The following is an 18,592-nucleotide window of genomic DNA, read 5'->3' as shown; positions in this document are numbered from 1 at the left end:
TTCAGGCGACTGTTACTCAGCTTTGATTGCACTTACAACTTTATACAACTCAAGGTCTATGTCAACCGGTTCATTCATTGCTAATTTTGCTAGTTGTTTTCCTAAGAAAGGTCCGACAGTTAGTCCTGAAGCACCCAATCCATTCGCTAGTAAAATTCCTTTTGCTCCAGGAACTTCTCCTATAATCGGGAGGAAACCTGGGGTAAACGGACGGTAACCTACACGTACCTCGGTAAAAGCGCTGTCTGCTAATCCTGGCGCGACTGCTAGAGCCTTACCTAATACCTCATGCAAGCCTCCAGCAGTAACGCGCATATCAAACTGTTTATCATCTTCATGCGTTGCTCCAATGACTACTTTTCCATCATCAAAGGCAAGAATGTATTGGTCAGTTGGTGGCATGACGACTGGCCATTCGGTGGTTTGTGTTTTTTCAAGTTGTAGATGGACGATTTGTGCTTTTTGAGCACTCACTTGTAGATGAATGCCTAACGGCTCAACTAATTCTGCCGCCCATGCACCGGCAGTGACTATGACTTTATCCGCTAAAAACTGTTGATTTTCTACTTGAACTCCCGTGACAACTTTGTCTGTAGCAATAAGTGCTGCAGACCCATTTACGAACACTGCACCATGTTTTTTTGCGGCACTGACCAACGCATTTCGTAAAGCTCGCCCGTTTACACGAGCCGCTCCACTAATTTGAATAGATTCATATTCCCCAGAAAGCGGCGGAAATAAAGCCGATGTTTCACTTGCATTCAATTGACGGATATCGCCAATTTCAGGTGCATCTTCTCGTCTTTTTACCGCACGTTCTTTCATTTTCTCGAGTTTGACAGCATCCGTGTGCAAGCTAACCGCACCAACGCGTCGGTACCCCGTTTCCGTTTCTCCGTCTTCTTCAAGCTGTTGGATGAGTGACGTATAATATGCCGCCCCGCCTTTCGCAAGGGCGTACCAAGCTTTATTTCTCCGTTGGGATAGCCATGGACAGATAATGCCCGCTGCCGCATCCGTCGCCTGCCCCGCGTCCTGACGATCTATAACTGTCACTTTAACTCCAGATTTGGCTAAATGATACGCTGTCGACGCTCCTAAAATTCCTGAGCCTATGATGATAAATTTCTTCATTATAAAACACCTTTTCCACTTTGAGTTTATTCTAATCATACCAGTTCTTATACTGAATTTTGACCGATTAACATTGTTTTGTCGAATTTACCCGCAACTCCATAAAAAACACCACAACCATGTCGAGTTGTGGTGTTTTATCCTTATTCACTTCACACAGATAACAACGCGGCATCACTGTTTAACTTTTCACCGCGAATGCGTTGGAATTCGGCCATTAACTTTTCGATCGTCAACTGCTTCTTTTCCTCAGCTTCAACTTCCAAAATGATTTGCCCTTTATCCATCATAATGAGCCTATTGCCTAAATCCATTGCTTGCTGCATATTATGTGTGACCATCAGCGTTGTCAATTGATCCTTTTCTACAAGATGTTTCGTTAGATTCGTGATCAATTCCGCCCTTGATGGGTCAAGGGCCGCTGTATGTTCATCAAGAAGCAAAATGGACGGTTGTGTAAAAGTAGCCATTAACAAAGAGAGTGCTTGACGCTCCCCACCTGATAGCATACCTACCTTGGCATTCAATCGATCCTCTAGGTTCAAATGAAGTGTTTCTAGTGATTCCCGGAATAGTTCACGACGTTTCTTGTGAACACCTTTACGTAATCCGCGTGTTTTATTGCGCGAGTACGCCATTGCTAGGTTTTCTTCAATTGTCATAGAAGGAGCGGTTCCTGCCATTGGATCTTGGAATACTCTGCCGATCATTACCGAACGTTTATATTCAGGCAGTTTCACAACATTTTTACCCGCGATTTCAATGACACCGAAATCAGGCGTAAGTGCTCCAGAAATCATATTCATCATTGTTGATTTCCCCGCACCATTACTGCCGATGACAGTTACAAAATCTCCTTTTTTCAAATGTAAGTTGATTTGATCAAGTGCGATTTTTTCATCGGGAGTCGCTTCGTTAAATACTTTATTTATCTGTTGGAGTTTCAGCAATTGCATTCCCTCCCTTGTTTAATACATGATCATAAGTTGTTAATCGTTCGGCATGACGTTTCGCTTTCCTCTTATTTTCCCGTCTTTTATCAATGTATTGCGGTAAAATAAGTGCAGCTATAACAATAACGGCGGTGATTAACTTCATGTCTCCTGTATCGAGAAATTCTACTCGAAGTGCAAGACCCAATACGATTCTATAAATAATAGCACCTGCAATCACTGCAAGTGTTGTTCGCATAATTGTTTTTGTACCAAAGATTGCTTCACCAATAATAACAGAAGCTAGTCCGATAATAATCATACCGATACCCATACCGATATCGGAAAACTTCGAGTACTGAGCAATCAATGCACCAGAAAAAGCGACAAGCCCATTAGATAGGCCTAACCCTAGGATTACAAGAGTATCTGTATTCGCTGAAAAGCTGCGAATCATTTTCTTATTATCACCAGTTGCCCGTATTGCAAGCCCGATTTCTGTTTGTAAAAACCAATCTACAACGACTTTAATAAGCAATGTAGCTATAATCATTAAAAATAACGTTCCCCATGTAGAAGGTAAGTATGTAACGCCTAGCATGCTGAAGAATTGATTGATTGACTCATCAATGCCAAGCGTACTCCAAAATACATAGAATTTACTAAACAACGTCTCTGCATTTAACAAAGGAATATTGGGACGTCCAACAGAACTATCCGACGTCATCCCCATAATCCTTAAATTGATAGAGTACAAGGCAATCATCATCAAGATACCCGCAAGTAATGGATTAATCTTTCCTTTAGTATGTAAAAGACCCGTAATACAACCGGCAATAAATCCAATAACAATGGCGACTCCTGTTGCGAATAACGGATGATACCCAAAGACAATCATCGTGGCTGCAACCGCTGCCCCTGTTACGAAACTTCCGTCAACCGTTAGATCGGGAAAATCTAGCACCCGGAATGTGATGTACACACCGAGTGCCATGATTGCATAGATGATTCCTTGCTCCACAGAGCCGAATATAGCACTAAACATACAGAATCATCTCCTAATTTATTCGCTTAATTCAGCTTTCCATTCGTCCTTGATATCAAGACCAAGTGTATCAGCTGTAGCTTTATTTATAACAAATTTTAAGTTCTGAGGAATTTGAACGGGCAAGTCAGCCGGTTTACTTTCGCCTTTTAAGATCTTAACAGCCATTTGACCTGCTTCAAAACCTATATCGTAAAATTCAAATCCATATGCGCCTAAACCACCGCGTTTTACGGAGTCGAACTCACCGACTAACAACGGAATCTTATTGGCATTCGCAACATCTATCACCGATTCAAGTGCTGACACAACCGTATTATCTGTAATAATGTAGAAAGCATCTACTTTACCAATCAATGATTCAGTAGCTTGCTTCACATCCGCGGATGTTGCAACTGGCGCTTCCTTTACAGTCATATCCATATCTTTCAATATTTCTTTAACCGCATCAACTTGTGAACGTGAGTTTTGCTCTCCAGCGTTAAAGACCATTCCAACATTTTTAACGCCTAATTCTTCTTTCATGAACTTCATCGTTGATGGAATTGCTTCAGGATGATTATCAATTGTCCCAGTCACATTGCCGCCTGGACTTTCCATTGAAGCAACTAGTTCAGCACTTACAGCATCAGTTACCGATGTAAATACAATTGGAATTTCTTGTGTCGCTACTGCGACTGCTTGTGCACTAGGCGTCGAGTTCGCAAAAATTAAATCAACGCCTGAACTGACTAAGTTATTAGCTATCGTTGTATTAGAGCTATTATCATTCTGAGCATTTTGCTCAACGTATTCCACGTCAAGACCTGCATCAGCCAAGGCTTTTTTAAATCCGTCTGCCGCAGCATTCAAAGATGGATGCTCGACAATTTGAGTCATACCAATTTTATATTTCTTCGTTTCTTCATTAGTTCCTTGCTCTTTTTCATCATTTGATGGCTTGGATGCATTCTCTGCTTTGTTTTCTCCACATGCCGCAAGGATGAAAATAACGCTAAATAATGCCACTGCATACTTTAACCAATTTGTTTTCATTTTTGTTCCCCCTTTTTCATTATCGCCTTCTTTAATAGACTTGTCTTTACGACGATAATTATTCGTAACAATACACTGTTTGCAAATGTTAGTCAATGGAATTTTAAGTATTCTAAACATTGAAGCGCTTACATTTTCTAAATAGTGTTTTTTGTTTTTTAATTATTAACGATTCATTTTAATGTATAAAAACTCAACGAATTACTTGGTTCATTTTTACGTACAAAAAAACGACCAATACCCGCCGAAGGAGTTTTGACCGTTTTTCTACACAATTAGGGATAATCCGCATTTGAGCTGAGTAATTACTTCATTTATTACGATACTTTTTCTTGATATCTATTAATTAACTCATCCAATTCTTGACTACACGCGACAACAAGGGGATGCGTATATCCGAAAGTTTTTGCTTTTCTATACATGACTTTTCTCTTAATCCCAATTTGAAACAACAACGCCTTTTCATTCAGTAGCCTTTTCACAAATCTTCCTCCATATAATATATTCGGCTTCAAATTATGCGCTCTTTATCTAGTAGGTTCGGAAGCAACTAGTTCATCGTACAACATGATGTTTAAAAAAAATGTCGTATTAAGTCAAGATTACATTAATTCATAAATTTGTCACAAGTCATAGGAATATAAGTCGTATTAGTTGATTCTTAACGCTTTAAACATGTTTTCATTTGTAAATTGGTTGTATTTTTAACTATTTCACTTAAAATGGTTTACATCATATTCAACTGGGTATAGATAGATTACAAGGTGAAACAACCTGAAGAAGCTATTCGTAGACGAGTAACCTACAAGTAACTTCTAAGGATGAAATGCACAGCCTTGGCGGAAAATTTGCTTTACTGGCGACTAGTTACATTCGATGAGAACCACCTGATTTAGAGTTAAGTTGTGTAACACTTAGCTATTCATCCGCAGTATGGATGAATAATTAAGGCTTTAACTAAGTAATACAGGTTAATCACGAAGTGTTAGACCAAGCAGTAAGCGTTACGTTTTTTGTTTAAGTGCAATTTGAATACTGACAGCTTTGCCAAAAGTGGCGGCGCACGTCAGGCTTATCAAGCTGAAAGACGAGTATTAAATAATCGTCAGTAAAAACAGTTTGTATCATTGAAAAAACAAATTTTCCGAGTGCACCCCTTTCATAGGGGAATGAAAAAGCATGGTCCTTCATGGATCATGCTTTTTTCGTCTCAATAAATTTCTTCATAGCTAATACGAATTGAAATCGGTTTTGAAGCCATATTAACGTAGAATACACTTATTGAAATGGAGGGTTTATTATGACAAAAGATAATCCAAAAGGAACTACCAACAAATCAACCCCATCGAAACATCAAAAATTAAAATCGAATACAATGAAAGAAGAAATTTCGCTTGAGTTAGCCGAACTCGGAAACTTAAATCCGAAGCATGAACCGATGACACAAAACGACAGACAAAAGAGTGAATCGGAAAAGACTTATAAATAATAGAAGATATTTACTGAAAACCACTAGGAGTAACCAACCCTAGTGGTTATTTTTTCGAAGTACCCTACGGCAAAAACAAAACTGTTGAGGAAATTCCATCAATATGTTCCTTATCCGCCCATAATATAAAGTAATTATAAGATATTCCATCAATCATTATTGGACTCGGATAATTTGCGATAAAGGCTGCCTGCCCCTTCATTTCAGCTGGTTGATCGGCAGAAGGTAAAATAGTGCATGACTGTTCATATGGGTTTTGTGATTTTATTATTCGAGGCGTCGAGCCATAGGGCATTAGTTTTTGAAAAGCTTCGTCATGGCATACCTTGTCGATCGAATCGGATCCCAAAAGAGCTGAAATCTGAAAAAAGCCATCATCGCCTTCATATCTTTCATTGTTTACCCTATGCCAACTTGCGGGATATTGAAAGTTAACGTCAAAAGTCTCGTTCGTAAATTCCGCTTTTGACAAATCCATAATCGGTGTTGGCGACCATTGCACTGACGTGATAGTCACGTCTTCAATGAGCCTAATTGGGACAGGATGGGTTAGTTCAAGCACCCACAGCTCATTGGCAAATTCCTGCTCTTTACACCCAGAAAGGTATGCAATTTTTCTTCCGTCAGGCGACCAAGTAACTGGTGTCGAAAAGCAATTCGAAATTGCCCATATCCGATCATCATTCCCAAGTCGCTCCACAGTTCTTATTTGCGTAAAATAGCCTCTATCATCAGATGCGGTCGCACTATACGCGATTCGTAAAGAATCAGGTGACCATTCCGGGAAATAGTTTTTCCCATCTGGTCCCCCTTTCACTTCATGCACAACACCTGTAGCAAGCTCCACAGTGTAAATAATTGAAACACTTGCACCTGGTGTTGTATAGAGAGCAAAGCTACCATCGGGTGATAGACTCGCATCATGAAGAGGACCGTTCGTATTTCTAGTAATTTGCTTTTTAGCCATTCCATTTGTATCACTGCTGAATAGCTGACTTATACCTGATGCATCCAGAGCTTGAAACATTAATTCCGTGCCACTCGGAAACCAGCTCACTTCTGATGCACCAGGTTGCCTGATCGTCTTCGCTGCATGCAACGTGGCGTTATACAGTATAATCATTCCTCGGGTCGCATAAGCTAAACTTGAACTGTCTGGAGACCAATCCAGACTGAAATCTCCCCCTTCTTCCAACTGATCAATACCAGCGATTAAACCCGTTGCTGTATAAATAACATAGATAATCCTATCCTTCCCAACAAATGCGATTCGGCTGCTATCCGGCGACCAAATTGGTTGCGAGCGTGCATCGCCTAAACCACTTGTAAGTTGTCTATTTTTCCCGGTCCGCGGATTATACACCCAAATATCATACTGCCCTCCGCGATTAGATGTATAAGCAAGAAATCCTCGATCAGCGGTAGGTGCGAAAGGAATACTTAATTTCATTCCAGGAGTTAGAGCTGTGGATGGCAGTTCGTTGGTCGTCTGTAAATACTTAGGATTACTTTGACCACCTGTTGTCACGTTGAAACGCTTGGCAATCTGAACCAATGTGTCCCGAGGTTGAACGATGTAATAAGCTACACCAGGTGGGATTTCAAGTAACTGACCTACCTGTAAGGCATATGGTGGCCTTAGCCTATTTGTTTCGACAATCAAAGAAACAGGAACACCATACATTTGAGAAATCCGGTACACGGAATCTCCCGACTTAACGCGGTATTTATTGACGCCAGGTGGAATTGACAACTGTTGCCCGATAGTGATTCTATATGGTTGCGTTAAATTATTTGCGGCAATAAGGGATTTCACTGGAAGTTCCCACCGCTTAGCTATGTTATTTAATGTGTCGCCAGTCCTAACTACATAAAAAAGTTGCATCGCTAACACATCCTTCCATTTTGACAACATCGTAATTTCCCACGTTAAATGTGAACAGAATTCAATTGCTCTACCCACACCTAGGTTATTCGTCTAGCGGGCGGTATGTTCTAACTATGACATTCATTCAAAGTAGAAAGCACAAAAAAACGAACGGCTCTTTTTAAAAAAGAGCCGTTCGTTTTTCTAATTTCGCTTATCTACTTTTCAAAGACTTGGTGAAGCACATCACTCGGTTTACTGTTATTCAAGTTTTTATAAATGCAGCTTGCTGGTTTTTCACGCAATGTTTCGGCGAAAGCGTTCGCTAAATCAGCTTCACCCGACACATGTATTTCTTGCCAGCCACGTTCCTTTTTCAACTTCCCAACAATTTCACCCATGCCTTTATAGAACCGCTGAAGATTTTCCCTCAAACGTGGTTCTATAGCGTCGTCACGAGTACTCCCAGTTAGTGTTTCGTTAGCGTCTTTTTTCCCCTTTTTACCCCACCCTTCCAAATTTGGGTCGAATACATAGGTCGCTTCACCAATAACAGCTCCCATTGCAGTATCTAAAATACGGACTTCCCCAAAGCTCGGTAAGATAATCCCGGCTTCCGGATATGCTTTGTACATATATTCCATCTCTTCAGTAACTGGGTGACTTTCCCAGTGGAAACTTGTTTTCACAGGGACTTGAACATAGTGAACTGCCCATAATTCTGGGTTTAATGATGCAAAAATCACGACGCCTTTGCTTAGATCATTCTTATTATCCTCGACTTCTTTTTCAATTTTCTTTCTAAGTTCAGTAAAATCATTCAATTCCTTTTCATCATTGGAAGCTTTAATATATTCATCAATCCGCTTCAATCCACTCTTCAAATGAATTCTCCATGCCCCGTTTAGTTGATCAGGATCACCGGGATTAGTGTTTAAATAGACACTCAATACACAACGGTCATCACAGTGAAAGTCTTTTAAGGTTTTAAGTTCTTTGCTTAATGACATAATTACATTAACCTCCTTAATTTTCGATTCACTATTAGCATACCCTCACGTGCTTAGTCTAAAACGAATTGTGAGTACACTTACATTTACAAGTTAATAATGGATTAGAAAAAGCTGTTTTCAAAATCCTCTGCACATGGACTTTGAAGACAGCTTTTCATTTCATTAAATAAATAAGCTAAGTAGTAATACAACACCAAGACCAACAATCGAGTTCGTGAATAAAAGAAGGCCCCATGTTTTGAATGTGTCTTTAATGGATAAGTTGAAGTACTCTTTAAACAACCAAAACGATGCGTCATTTACATGAGTAATCGTGTTACTTCCTGCGGCTGTTGCTAAAACCATTAATACAGGATTCACATCAAACGTATGAATAAGCGGACCTACGATTCCAGCAGCGGTTATCGCAGAAACAACGCCTGTCCCTGTTGCAATACGAAGCATTGCCGTGATGACCCATGCCATAATTAACGGAGATACACTTGTATTTTCCATCATTCCAGCGATAAAGTCACCAATTCCTGTATCTAAAATGATTTGTTTGAATGCACCACCGGCACCAACAATGAATACAATCATCGCAATACCCTCGATTGCCCCGGAAAAAGAAGTCATGATTTCCGGCATTGTTCGACCTCTTCGTGTACCGAATACGTAAATCGCAACTAATACCGCAAGTAACATACTAATTTCGGCACTGCCAAGGAAATTAATAATTTGGTAGAACATCGTTCCTTTTTCAATAAATAGATCCATCACAGTAGCTGTCGTTATAATGATTGCTGGCAACAATGGAACAATTATACTGATTGCAAAACCAGGCATTTCATCTTCTGTGAATTCTTTCGACTTTTTCAACAATGGTGGCACAGGACGATCTAAATTACGTAGCATTCTAGGTAAAATAATACCCGCGGCAATAACAGATGGGATGACAACAACCAATCCCAATATATATACCATACCCATGTCTGCACCGTATGCCTGAACAAGTGCAGTTGGACCCGGTTGTGGAGGGAATATACTATGCGCCATTGTCGCGGAGGCAACCATAGTAATCCCTAAACGTAAATAAGGAATTTTTGCTTCTACAGCAATACTAATTACTAGTGGAGCCAAAATGATGAAAGCAACTTCGTAAAAAACCGAAATACCGAAAATTGCTCCAACAATTAATATTGCCCACTCAACGTTTTTCACTCCAAATTTGTTTAACAAGGTAGAAGCTACGCGTTGAGCAGCCCCGGAGTCAACCATCAATTTACCAAGTACAGCACCCATACCGATAATGATTGCCAAACTTCCAAGCGTGCCGCCAAAACCTGTTTTGATCGACAGGACAACTGCATCTAGTGTTAAACCATTTAAAATACCTACCAGTATCGCGACGATCAAAAGAGCAAGTACACTGTTTAGTTTTACAACAATGTTCAAATAAAGCAGTAAAGCTACTCCTAGAGCTACCCAAATAATAGGCAAATAATTTATAATCCATTCCATATTCATTTCCCCCAAGCTTATTTTCTCCCACAATATGTATATTTTTTAATTATTCGTGTTCTATTTACGCAATGATTGTATATCTGGAGCTGTATAGGTTAGCTTAAAAGCCGCCTTCAATAGCAGTTTTTGTCGATTGGATAATTTCTTCTGCATCATTTTCCCGGATAGTGGCAACATCTTTAGTTTCAGTGAGTTGAGTAAGAAGCGAGTATTTCGATATCTTCATTTGTCCTCTTTAGTTATGATTCGGGATAGTTTACTGCTTAATTTCAAATTCCCCACTCAATGTATACGCTTTCAATAACATTTTCAAATGAAAATATCTTACCGGGACCCTCCCCACGAATTTCTTTATCAGCGAAAGTTCTCGGGTAACCTTCTACAAAACGCACATCGCCCATGTCGATACTTTTGCTACGAGAAAAGTTTAAACTAACACATTCGAATTGGTGATAAATTTGACATGAAAAGCGTAAGGCTCCCACCCTAGAAGGATTAAACGTAATCAGAGCTTCGCCTTGCGTAAAAATACTAGATAAATATATGGCAACACAAACTCCCCTTTCCGATAGTAAATATCCTATTTTTTAATAGTAGTTTTAATAAATCGGTTTAGTAAACCGATTTAGTATTCTAATTATATAGTGAAATCGCATTCAAAATCAATCATTAATTCTGAATAGCCTATTTCCTCTTCGTGATTTCCCTCTTTTGTCCTTCCAACATCTAGCTTTGAGACGCTTTTTACTTATTAGGAATTTCCCTAGAACTGGATCAATACTGCCTAGTATTATTTTAGAATGGCCTTTCAATTTAAGAAATCACTATATTTTTAGGTAGGAATATTATAGTGAGACTTCTTAAAGCACCCTGCTGTTATTAAATTATCCGCCGTTTTTTTCTACAAAATAAAACCGATTGCACTATATGCAATCGGCCTCATTTTATACGCTAATAAGCAAATTTGAACATGGAACTAAAAAACAACTAAAAATATGAAAAATAACCAACTATCTATTCACTAAGTTCAGCTTTCCACTCTTCTTTAATCTCAAGACCAATTTTAGATGCAGTATCTTCATTAACAACAAATTTTAATTTTTTCGGAACTTGAACGGGTAATTCAGACGGCTTGCTTTCTCCTTTTAATATCTTCACAGCCATTTGGCCTGTTTCATAACCCAGATCATGATAACTAAAGCCGTATGCTGCTAAACCACCTCGTTTTACGGAGTCTAGTTCACCGACCATCATGGGTAGTTTATTGTCGAACGCAACTGAAGTGACAGTTTCAAGCGCCGAAACAACCGTGTTATCTTTAATGATATACAAAGAATCGACTTTACCAATCAATGAGTCAACCGCTTGTTTTACATCCGCTGATGTGGCAACAGGAGCTTCAACAATAGTCAAATCCATATCTTTTACTACTTCATGAATCTTATCCACTTGAACGCGTGCATTTTGCTCCCCCGCGTTATAAATAATGCCTACATTTTTCGCACCTAATTGTTCTTGTTGGAACTTCAATGTTTGTGGAATTACATCAGGATGCAAATCAATAGTACCTGTTACATTACCACCCGGACTTTCCAATGACTCTACTAATTCAGCACCAACAGCATCTGTAACTGATGTGAAAACGATTGGAATTTCTTGAGTCGCACTTGCTACAGCTTGTGCACTGGGTGTCGAATTTGCAAAGATCAAGTCTACACCCGAGTTAACAAGATTTGTAGCAATCGTTGTGTTAGCACTATTGTCATTTTGTGCATTCTGAACTACATATTCTACGTCAAGCCCTGCATCTTCCAATGCCTTTTTAAAGCCATCATAAGCGGCATTCAACGAGGGATGTTCTACAATTTGTGTGACACCTATTTTATATTTCTTTGTGTCCCCATTAGCACTCGACTCTTTTTTCTCTCCTTCTCCACATGCCGCAAGTAGTAATGCAGCACCAAAAATGACAACCGCCATTTTCTTCAAATAAATCTTCATTCTTTTTCCTCCTTTAATTAAACCTGCATATTTTGTAAAAATTTGATTCTAACAGTTAATTTTTCATAATGCTACACTGCCTGTGATTGATAGTCAATAAGGTTCCAAACATTATGAATATTTAAGCGCTTACATTAGATTATTTCGCATTGGATAGTTCCCAGCATGTCCAAATTGGATCCGGTTGAAGCTACAATTTAATTTGGAGATTTTCTTATCGTTTCGTAATCGCTAGTTCATTCCAACACAAAAAAACACCCACGAAAAAGTTAACAGGTACATTTTCGTAGGTGTTTCATATTGTTCTATAGGTTAGTTCAGTACTTAAGCCATAATTTTTGGTTGTCTTTGTGCTAATAACGGTTCTTGACACTCTATTTCTTCACCCGTTTCAATATCAATGAACGTACTTGTTTCATTAAACCAACAATCCGGTGCTTTGTGACCCCAGAATGTTTGGCGAAGTGGATCATTTAAATCCCAGCGTTTCGGCTTTAAATCTGGGTCGCTTGTTAAATAATCGCCCGTATAAAGTTCAATGCGGTGGCCATCTGGATCTCTTAAATAGAGGAAGAAGGCGTTGGATAATCCATGGCGGCCGGGTCCGCGTTCAATTGAATCTGCATAGCCCATACTCGCTAAAATATCACAACAATCGAGCACGCTTAGTCGATCTGTTAATGAGTAAGCAAAATGATGCAATTTTGGTCCAGGACCGCTCATGAATGCTTGATCATGAACAGTCGGCTTTCGATAAAGCCATGCTGCCCACAAGTCCCCATCCTCAGTATCCGTATACTCTGAACACGAGAATCCTAAGTGATCAACATAAAAATCAAAGGCTTTTTGAACATCTGGTACTGCACAGTTTACGTGGTCAATCCTTTGAATTTTCGCTCCTCGATAAAGATCATAACGCTGCAACATCCGGTCAACGATAGTCATTTCTGCAAAAAACTCTAATGGAATTCCTGAGATATCATGCACTCGAAGGGTTCTTCCAATTGCATGTTGTACCCCTTTCGCTACCCATTTTGTTTTCAGACCCAGTGAGATGAAAAGCTTTTCAATTTCATCGAGATCCTGTTCTTTTTCCACTTTGTAACTAAGTACCTCAACAACGGCTTTGTCTGCTTTTTTCAATAGTAAACTGTGATGCGAATGTTCTTCTAAACCTCTTAAGTAAATATGATTTTCATCACTTTCTGTTTCAATCATGCCTAATCCCTCAACATAGAACTTACGAGACGCCTGCAAATCTACTACATGAAGAACCGTTCTCGCGATCCGTATGATTGAAAAATCCATCGTGTTCACCATACCTTCCACTATTTTTTCCCGAACTGCTGAATACGATGATCAGCAATTGAAACATGAATAATTTTCTGTTCAGTATAAAAATTGAAGCCGTAATGGCCACCTTCACGACCGATTCCAGAAGATTTCGAACCTCCAAAAGGTGTTCTTAAGTCACGAACGTTCTGAGCATTCACCCAAAGCATTCCTGCTTCAACTTTTTGCGCAACACGGTGACCTCGTTTAATATCGTTCGTCCAAACATAACCCGCAAGTCCGTATTCAATACTGTTTGCCAACCTAATGACTTCTTCTTCATCTTTAAATGTCATCACGGTTAGTACTGGACCAAAAATTTCTTCTTGTGCAACGCGCATATGATTTTCAGCATTTAGTATAAGTGTCGGTGCCACAAAGTTTCCTTTAACTAATTCAATTGGGATGTCTCCATTAACCACTTCGGTACCTTCTTCTTTCGCAATTTCCAAATAGCTTTTGACCTTATTATAATGCCCTTTATCGATTAGTGGTCCCACCTCCGTATATGCGTCGAGGGGGTCACCAACTTTAATATTCGTAACACGTATCTTTAAAGCTTCGATAAATTTATCTTTAATCTCTTCTTGCACAAACAAGCGTGAGTTTGCCGTACATCGTTCACCGTTAAAAGAGTATATTCCCCAGACACAAGCATCTAAAGCACGATCGAAATCAGCATCTTCAAAGACGATAATTGGTGATTTTCCACCAAGTTCCATCGAGCAACTTTTCAGTGTATCCGCACTATTTTTTATGATCGTTGTACCCGTCGTTGTTTCGCCAGTAAATGAAATAAGCTGGACATCAGGATGCTTGACTAGCGCATCCCCCGCTGTCTCGCCGTAGCCATGAACAACGTTGAAAACACCTTTTGGAAGATCCGCTTTATGAATCACTTCAGCTAATAGATTTGCCGAAAGTGGCGAAAGTTCTGCTGGCTTTAAAACAACTGTGTTACCAGTAGCAAGTGCTGGCGCAACTTTCCATGTTTCTAACATGAAGGGGGCATTCCATGGCGTGATTAATCCTGCAACTCCTACAGGCGCATGAATCGTGTAGTTGATAAATTCATCATCTACTTGATAGGCATCTCCAACAAGACGGCTTTCTACCATACGTGCATAAAATCGAAAGTTTTCTGAAGCACGGCTTACCATATTTCGAGTTTGACTAATTGGAAGTCCCGTATCAAGTGATTCCAAGTAAGCGATTCTCTCTATATCTTCGTCAATCAAATCTGCAATTCGATAAATATAGGCCATTCTTTTTTTTAGCTTCATCGTTTTCCATGGACCATGATCAAAGGCTTCCCGCGCAGCTGCCACTGCTTTATTAATATCATCAGATTGCCCTTCAGCAACTTCATTGATTTGTTCATTAGTAAACGGATTCATATTTTTGATCGTCGTCCCACTTAAAGCGGGAGTGAACTCTCCATTTATATAGAGTGAAATATTCTGTTGTGTTTCATGTTTATAAGAAACTACCCCATGGGTTGACACCATACTTATCACCTATTTCCTTCTTATATATGTTGAAATAAGGAATCCCATCTAATTCGCTTTGGCCTGCAGGATGCAGGTCATGCAGTCGTTGCGACATGACGCCACGAACTTAGACTTCCTTCCTTTGCCCCCCTGTAATGCGCCTTCACTCAGTTTATATAGGCATTCATTTGTTCAACATATATATTATTTTTTTAATCATTTCGCAGTAACTTCCTTAGGTAAAATAGCAAGCTCAATTAGTGATTCACGAACTTCTTGTTGGATTACAGCTGTTGGTAATCCTAGAGGTAAGCGAAGCTTCGGCGTAATTTTCCCCATCATACCAAGTGCTACTTTAACGGGGGCTGGATTGGTATCTTTGAAGAGTGCATCATTTAATGGCATTAATTCGAAGTGAAGATCTTGTGCTCTCGCAACGTCTCCAGCAACCCAAGCATTGTAAAGTTCGGCTACTTTAGTTGGTTCAACATTTGCTGTGGCACTAATAAATCCAGCTCCGCCAATTGCCAGCATTGGATAGCAAAGCAGTTCGATTCCTGAGAATAACAGGAAGTCTCTTCCACAATTTAGAAGTACACGATTTACATGTTCAAAGTCTTTGTTTGCTTCTTTTACACCGATAATGTTGGGACAGTCCTCAACTAAGCGTTTCATCGTGCTAACTTCCATATTGACGGCGGATCGACCTGGGATATTGTAAATAATGATTGGCGTTGTAACTGAATCAGCAACCGTTTTAAAGTGCTGATAAAGTGCTTCCTGGTTCGGTCTATTGTAGTAAGGCACAATAACCATTGCAGCATCTGCACCTAGTTCTTCTGCATATTTCGTTAACTCCATTGTTTCATCATGATTAGTAGACCCTGTACCAGGTGCAAAAAATACGCGTCCAGCAATTGTTTCTTTTGCTAATTCCATAACTCGTTTTCTTTCAGCAATTGTTAAAGAACTCGGTTCACCACTCGTTCCTGTAACAGAAATCCCATGACTTCCGCTGTCAATTTGCCAATTAATCAGCTCGATGAATGCATCTTCATCAATCGCACCACTTTCAGTAAATGGTGTAACAACAGGACAAATTGAACCTCTTAACTTCATTTTGGCTTCATCGTATATCAAAAGAATCCACTCCTTCTAAATTATTAAATATCTGTTTCAAGAAAAGTATTCCAGCTGTATAACTCGCCTACTCGACTCTCTGTCACACCACGAATAAGGTAAACTGGCACACTCATTATTCTTCGAGTTCTTTTAGTTCACGGTACTTTCCTTGACTAAATAGTAATGGTTCTTTTTGTTCAAGTTTAACGCCAGTAACATGACCAATAAAAACCGTATGATCTCCTACTACGTATTCGCTATATAATTTGCATGTAACAATGGCTAACGCATCTTCTAGAATTGGCAATCCTTTATAGGTGGCAAATGTAATTTTAGATTCTCCATTAAGCTGACCCGAAAATTGCTTTGACACATTTTGTTGGTCAGACGATAATATGTTAATCGCGAATTGATTAGCATCTTTGATATGCTGATGCATTTTTGCATTTTCTCCAATACTAATTGCGACTAGCTTCGGGTTGAGAGATATGGACATAAAAGCATTTGCTGTCATGCCATGTACCTCTTTAGCAACTTCCGTTGTAATAACCGTTACACCCGTTGCAAAACTGCCCATAGCATTTCTAAATAAACGATCATCAATCTCGTGATCTACTTGCTGCATAATATATTCTCCTTTCCACTTTCAATTCACCTGTTTAATTATTTCGAGCTAAGAAAGTATAAGTTATTCGACACCGTACAGCGTCTAGGCTTTAGGCGGCCATACGTTTTTCTATTCAAAATACTATTCCAGCTTCTTTTTTAGTTTTATTTAAAAAGTTTGTCACCATGTCTTTATAAGGTTGCTTATCAAATCCATCATAATAGGCATTCGACATTCTCACTGGATCTCCAAAGAAATAATATTCATAGAGAGCTTGTCGGTTACCGAACGCACTAATAGAAATATCCCATGCTAAACGGAATAGCTGTACTTTTTCTTCGCCGTTAATATTCGCACCTTGTGTGTATCGATGAACTAACGGTCCAACATCCGTATTGCTAAAGTCTGCTTCAGTTGGAAGCGCCATTAATCCGGAAGCGCCTAGAATTTTAATGATTTCATTCATACGCTGATACATTTTCGGGAACCAATTACGTGCTGCATTAAGTGGTTCAAAGTCCGGCGTCATATTACCGTATTGATCGATTTTTGCATTGTGCTCCGATTTGAATAAGTGGGAACGCATCACTTCTAAAATAACCATGATTTCACTCGCTTTTTCTTTAACATGCATGAATTTATCAATACCGATTGCTTCCATCATACTGATGACAACACCAAGGATGAACTCTGTTTTGACAACATTTTTTGCAATAACTTGATGCGTCATATGTATAACCGCATTTGTCTCGGTATACGTACGATTACATATATCTGTACTTTCACTTACAAAAACTCTTTCCCATGGAACAAATACATCTTCAAATGAAATGATTGCATCACTCTCATCAAACCTAGCACCTAATGGATGATCCCATTTGCTTTTACCATAGTCGAATGATTCACGGGATAGGAATTTTAAACCTTTTGTATTATTTGGGATCGCAAATGCAAATGCGAAGGGGTCATCTGTAGTACCTGGCGTTCTGTTTATAGTGGAAGGAAATACGACGAGTTCATCAGTGATGCCGCCTAATGTTGCCAAGAGACGACAACCGTTCACAATAATTCCGTCTGAAGTCTTTTTCGTAATACGTGCGGAGAGAAATGGATCTTTTTGCTCTGCTTGCGTTAGCATCGACCTGTTTACCTGTGGATGAATTAATGTGTGTGTTAAACTAATGTCATTTTCACGTGCATATTCATAGTAATCTGCTGCATTTTTTGCGAATTGATCACTACCACCACCTTCCTGCGCAAAGAATTGACTGGCTGTACCGAATGCCATAATGCTAGTGTTCAGGTAGTCTGGGGAACGTCCCATCATGCCGCCGGAAAAAGTTGCCCACTCCGTATGCATTTCACGTCTTTTGAACAAATCTTCTTTCGTTTTAGGAGCGATAAAAGAAAGCCCAACTTTTTTCCCAGATGTCGGTGATGTATAAAGCATTTTTTCAGGCTTCTCATGTTGTAAATCATAAAGACCTGCAACGCTCTCCACCACATTTTTAAATGCTGGATGTATGGTAACGTCGTTTACTTTCTCACCATGTATCCATACTTCCGTGTTCCGTTCTTTAATACCTTTAATATATTCTTTCCCCGTTCGTGCGCCCATTCTATTTCCTCCTTATTTTTGGATAAAGTGAAATTTCAATATGACAAGCGACATTTTCAGTTCATTCTATACTGTATTGAAATAAAGAATTTTCGTTGAATCCGCTGCGGCGCTTGGGGATGCCTCTCGCCCTAAGCCAAGCAGCTTCGCTGCCAGTCTTAGGGCTTCGGCTACCCCTTTAAGGCGCCTACGCTAAATTTACACAGGTAAGGAAATTACTAGTACAATGAAGAAAAATGTATTGTTCCAGTTACTGACACTGCACACTGAGTAGAAAAGGCCACACCAAACAATCTCAAAGAGCGTAAGGACATAAATAATTCAGATGTGCAGTCCATATATATATTTGGCACTACTTATTTAGAATTAACTAGGTAGTATAGCTCCCCCGTATAACGAGCAAA

The 18,592-nt window shown here is 39.4% G+C and carries 16 protein-coding genes; 1 reads left to right on the top strand and 15 read right to left on the bottom strand.

The window, feature by feature from the left end:
* Positions 1-12: 12 nt before the first annotated feature.
* The 5 genes from MKZ26_RS00785 to MKZ26_RS00765 all read right to left on the bottom strand — a co-directional run bounded on the left by MKZ26_RS00785 (position 13) and on the right by MKZ26_RS00765 (position 4,628).
* Positions 13-1,134, bottom strand: coding sequence for an NAD(P)/FAD-dependent oxidoreductase (locus tag MKZ26_RS00785; protein WP_340763852.1), 1,122 nt, complete (start codon positions 1,132-1,134; stop codon positions 13-15).
* 152 nt (positions 1,135-1,286) lie between these two features.
* On the bottom strand, positions 1,287-2,084 hold the full coding sequence (locus MKZ26_RS00780; protein ID WP_340763850.1) for an ABC transporter ATP-binding protein: 798 nt from the start codon (positions 2,082-2,084) through the stop codon (positions 1,287-1,289).
* The gene (locus MKZ26_RS00775) at positions 2,059-3,111 is read right to left on the bottom strand and encodes an ABC transporter permease (RefSeq protein ID WP_067210548.1); all 1,053 of its coding nucleotides are present in this window, start codon (positions 3,109-3,111) and stop codon (positions 2,059-2,061) included. The genes MKZ26_RS00780 and MKZ26_RS00775 overlap by 26 nt, the downstream gene beginning before the upstream one ends.
* Positions 3,112-3,129: 18 nt before the next feature.
* On the bottom strand, positions 3,130-4,146 hold the full coding sequence (locus tag MKZ26_RS00770; RefSeq protein WP_187045167.1) for an ABC transporter substrate-binding protein: 1,017 nt from the start codon (positions 4,144-4,146) through the stop codon (positions 3,130-3,132).
* Between the two features lie 317 nt (positions 4,147-4,463).
* Entirely contained in the window at positions 4,464-4,628 is a 165-nt protein-coding gene (locus MKZ26_RS00765) for an aspartyl-phosphate phosphatase Spo0E family protein (RefSeq protein WP_067210553.1), read from the bottom strand.
* 818 nt (positions 4,629-5,446) lie between these two features.
* Here MKZ26_RS00765 and MKZ26_RS00760 point away from each other — a divergent pair.
* Complete coding sequence (locus MKZ26_RS00760) at positions 5,447-5,635, top strand: hypothetical protein (protein ID WP_187045168.1); 189 nt, start codon at positions 5,447-5,449, stop codon at positions 5,633-5,635.
* A gap of 64 nt (positions 5,636-5,699) precedes the next feature.
* Here MKZ26_RS00760 and MKZ26_RS00755 read toward each other — a convergent pair whose 3' ends face one another.
* From MKZ26_RS00755 to hpaB, 10 genes are all read right to left on the bottom strand, one after another.
* The gene (locus tag MKZ26_RS00755; RefSeq protein WP_340763847.1) at positions 5,700-7,520 is read right to left on the bottom strand and encodes a LysM peptidoglycan-binding domain-containing protein; all 1,821 of its coding nucleotides are present in this window, start codon (positions 7,518-7,520) and stop codon (positions 5,700-5,702) included.
* A gap of 200 nt (positions 7,521-7,720) precedes the next feature.
* The gene (locus tag MKZ26_RS00750) at positions 7,721-8,512 is read right to left on the bottom strand and encodes a VLRF1 family aeRF1-type release factor (RefSeq protein ID WP_338656250.1); all 792 of its coding nucleotides are present in this window, start codon (positions 8,510-8,512) and stop codon (positions 7,721-7,723) included.
* A 165-nt stretch (positions 8,513-8,677) separates the two neighbouring features.
* The gene (locus tag MKZ26_RS00745) at positions 8,678-10,015 is read right to left on the bottom strand and encodes a gluconate:H+ symporter (RefSeq protein WP_067210563.1); all 1,338 of its coding nucleotides are present in this window, start codon (positions 10,013-10,015) and stop codon (positions 8,678-8,680) included.
* A 103-nt stretch (positions 10,016-10,118) separates the two neighbouring features.
* The gene (locus MKZ26_RS00740; protein WP_340763845.1) at positions 10,119-10,244 is read right to left on the bottom strand and encodes a hypothetical protein; all 126 of its coding nucleotides are present in this window, start codon (positions 10,242-10,244) and stop codon (positions 10,119-10,121) included.
* A gap of 788 nt (positions 10,245-11,032) precedes the next feature.
* Positions 11,033-12,019, bottom strand: a complete 987-nt coding sequence (locus tag MKZ26_RS00735) for an ABC transporter substrate-binding protein (protein ID WP_340763843.1) — start codon at positions 12,017-12,019, stop codon at positions 11,033-11,035.
* A gap of 324 nt (positions 12,020-12,343) precedes the next feature.
* Positions 12,344-13,327 carry a 3,4-dihydroxyphenylacetate 2,3-dioxygenase gene (gene hpaD, locus MKZ26_RS00730; protein ID WP_338656243.1) on the bottom strand — a complete coding sequence of 328 codons (984 nt, stop codon included), beginning with the start codon at positions 13,325-13,327 and terminating at the stop codon, positions 12,344-12,346.
* 20 nt (positions 13,328-13,347) lie between these two features.
* Positions 13,348-14,859: a 5-carboxymethyl-2-hydroxymuconate semialdehyde dehydrogenase gene (gene hpaE / locus MKZ26_RS00725; protein ID WP_340763840.1), complete on the bottom strand. Its 1,512-nt coding sequence runs from the start codon at positions 14,857-14,859 to the stop codon at positions 13,348-13,350.
* Between the two features lie 198 nt (positions 14,860-15,057).
* A complete protein-coding gene (gene hpaI / locus MKZ26_RS00720) occupies positions 15,058-15,981 on the bottom strand; it encodes a 2,4-dihydroxyhept-2-ene-1,7-dioic acid aldolase (RefSeq protein ID WP_340763838.1) in 924 nt (307 codons plus the stop codon).
* A 115-nt stretch (positions 15,982-16,096) separates the two neighbouring features.
* Positions 16,097-16,588, bottom strand: coding sequence for a flavin reductase family protein (locus tag MKZ26_RS00715; protein WP_340763836.1), 492 nt, complete (start codon positions 16,586-16,588; stop codon positions 16,097-16,099).
* Between the two features lie 115 nt (positions 16,589-16,703).
* Positions 16,704-18,188 carry a 4-hydroxyphenylacetate 3-monooxygenase, oxygenase component gene (gene hpaB / locus MKZ26_RS00710; RefSeq protein ID WP_340763835.1) on the bottom strand — a complete coding sequence of 495 codons (1,485 nt, stop codon included), beginning with the start codon at positions 18,186-18,188 and terminating at the stop codon, positions 16,704-16,706.
* Positions 18,189-18,592: the final 404 nt, after the last annotated feature.

Origin of the sequence: Sporosarcina sp. FSL K6-6792 (genome assembly GCF_038004885.1) — a bacterium.
In the GTDB taxonomy this organism is placed as follows: domain Bacteria; phylum Bacillota; class Bacilli; order Bacillales_A; family Planococcaceae; genus Sporosarcina; species Sporosarcina psychrophila.
This window is presented reverse-complemented; position numbering and strand designations above follow the sequence as displayed.

Coding starts and splice junctions, on each gene's coding strand:
- MKZ26_RS00785 (WP_340763852.1), bottom strand. CDS start 1,134: ATGAAGAAATTTATCATCATAGGCTCAGGAATTTTAGGAGCGTCGACA.
- MKZ26_RS00775 (WP_067210548.1), bottom strand. CDS start 3,111: ATGTTTAGTGCTATATTCGGCTCTGTGGAGCAAGGAATCATCTATGCA.
- MKZ26_RS00770 (WP_187045167.1), bottom strand. CDS start 4,146: ATGAAAACAAATTGGTTAAAGTATGCAGTGGCATTATTTAGCGTTATT.
- MKZ26_RS00760 (WP_187045168.1), top strand. CDS start 5,447: ATGACAAAAGATAATCCAAAAGGAACTACCAACAAATCAACCCCATCG.
- MKZ26_RS00755 (WP_340763847.1), bottom strand. CDS start 7,520: ATGCAACTTTTTTATGTAGTTAGGACTGGCGACACATTAAATAACATA.
- MKZ26_RS00750 (WP_338656250.1), bottom strand. CDS start 8,512: ATGTCATTAAGCAAAGAACTTAAAACCTTAAAAGACTTTCACTGTGAT.
- MKZ26_RS00745 (WP_067210563.1), bottom strand. CDS start 10,015: ATGGAATGGATTATAAATTATTTGCCTATTATTTGGGTAGCTCTAGGA.
- MKZ26_RS00740 (WP_340763845.1), bottom strand. CDS start 10,244: ATGAAGATATCGAAATACTCGCTTCTTACTCAACTCACTGAAACTAAA.
- MKZ26_RS00735 (WP_340763843.1), bottom strand. CDS start 12,019: ATGAAGATTTATTTGAAGAAAATGGCGGTTGTCATTTTTGGTGCTGCA.
- hpaD (WP_338656243.1), bottom strand. CDS start 13,327: ATGGATTTTTCAATCATACGGATCGCGAGAACGGTTCTTCATGTAGTA.
- hpaE (WP_340763840.1), bottom strand. CDS start 14,859: ATGGTGTCAACCCATGGGGTAGTTTCTTATAAACATGAAACACAACAG.
- MKZ26_RS00715 (WP_340763836.1), bottom strand. CDS start 16,588: ATGCAGCAAGTAGATCACGAGATTGATGATCGTTTATTTAGAAATGCT.
- hpaB (WP_340763835.1), bottom strand. CDS start 18,188: ATGGGCGCACGAACGGGGAAAGAATATATTAAAGGTATTAAAGAACGG.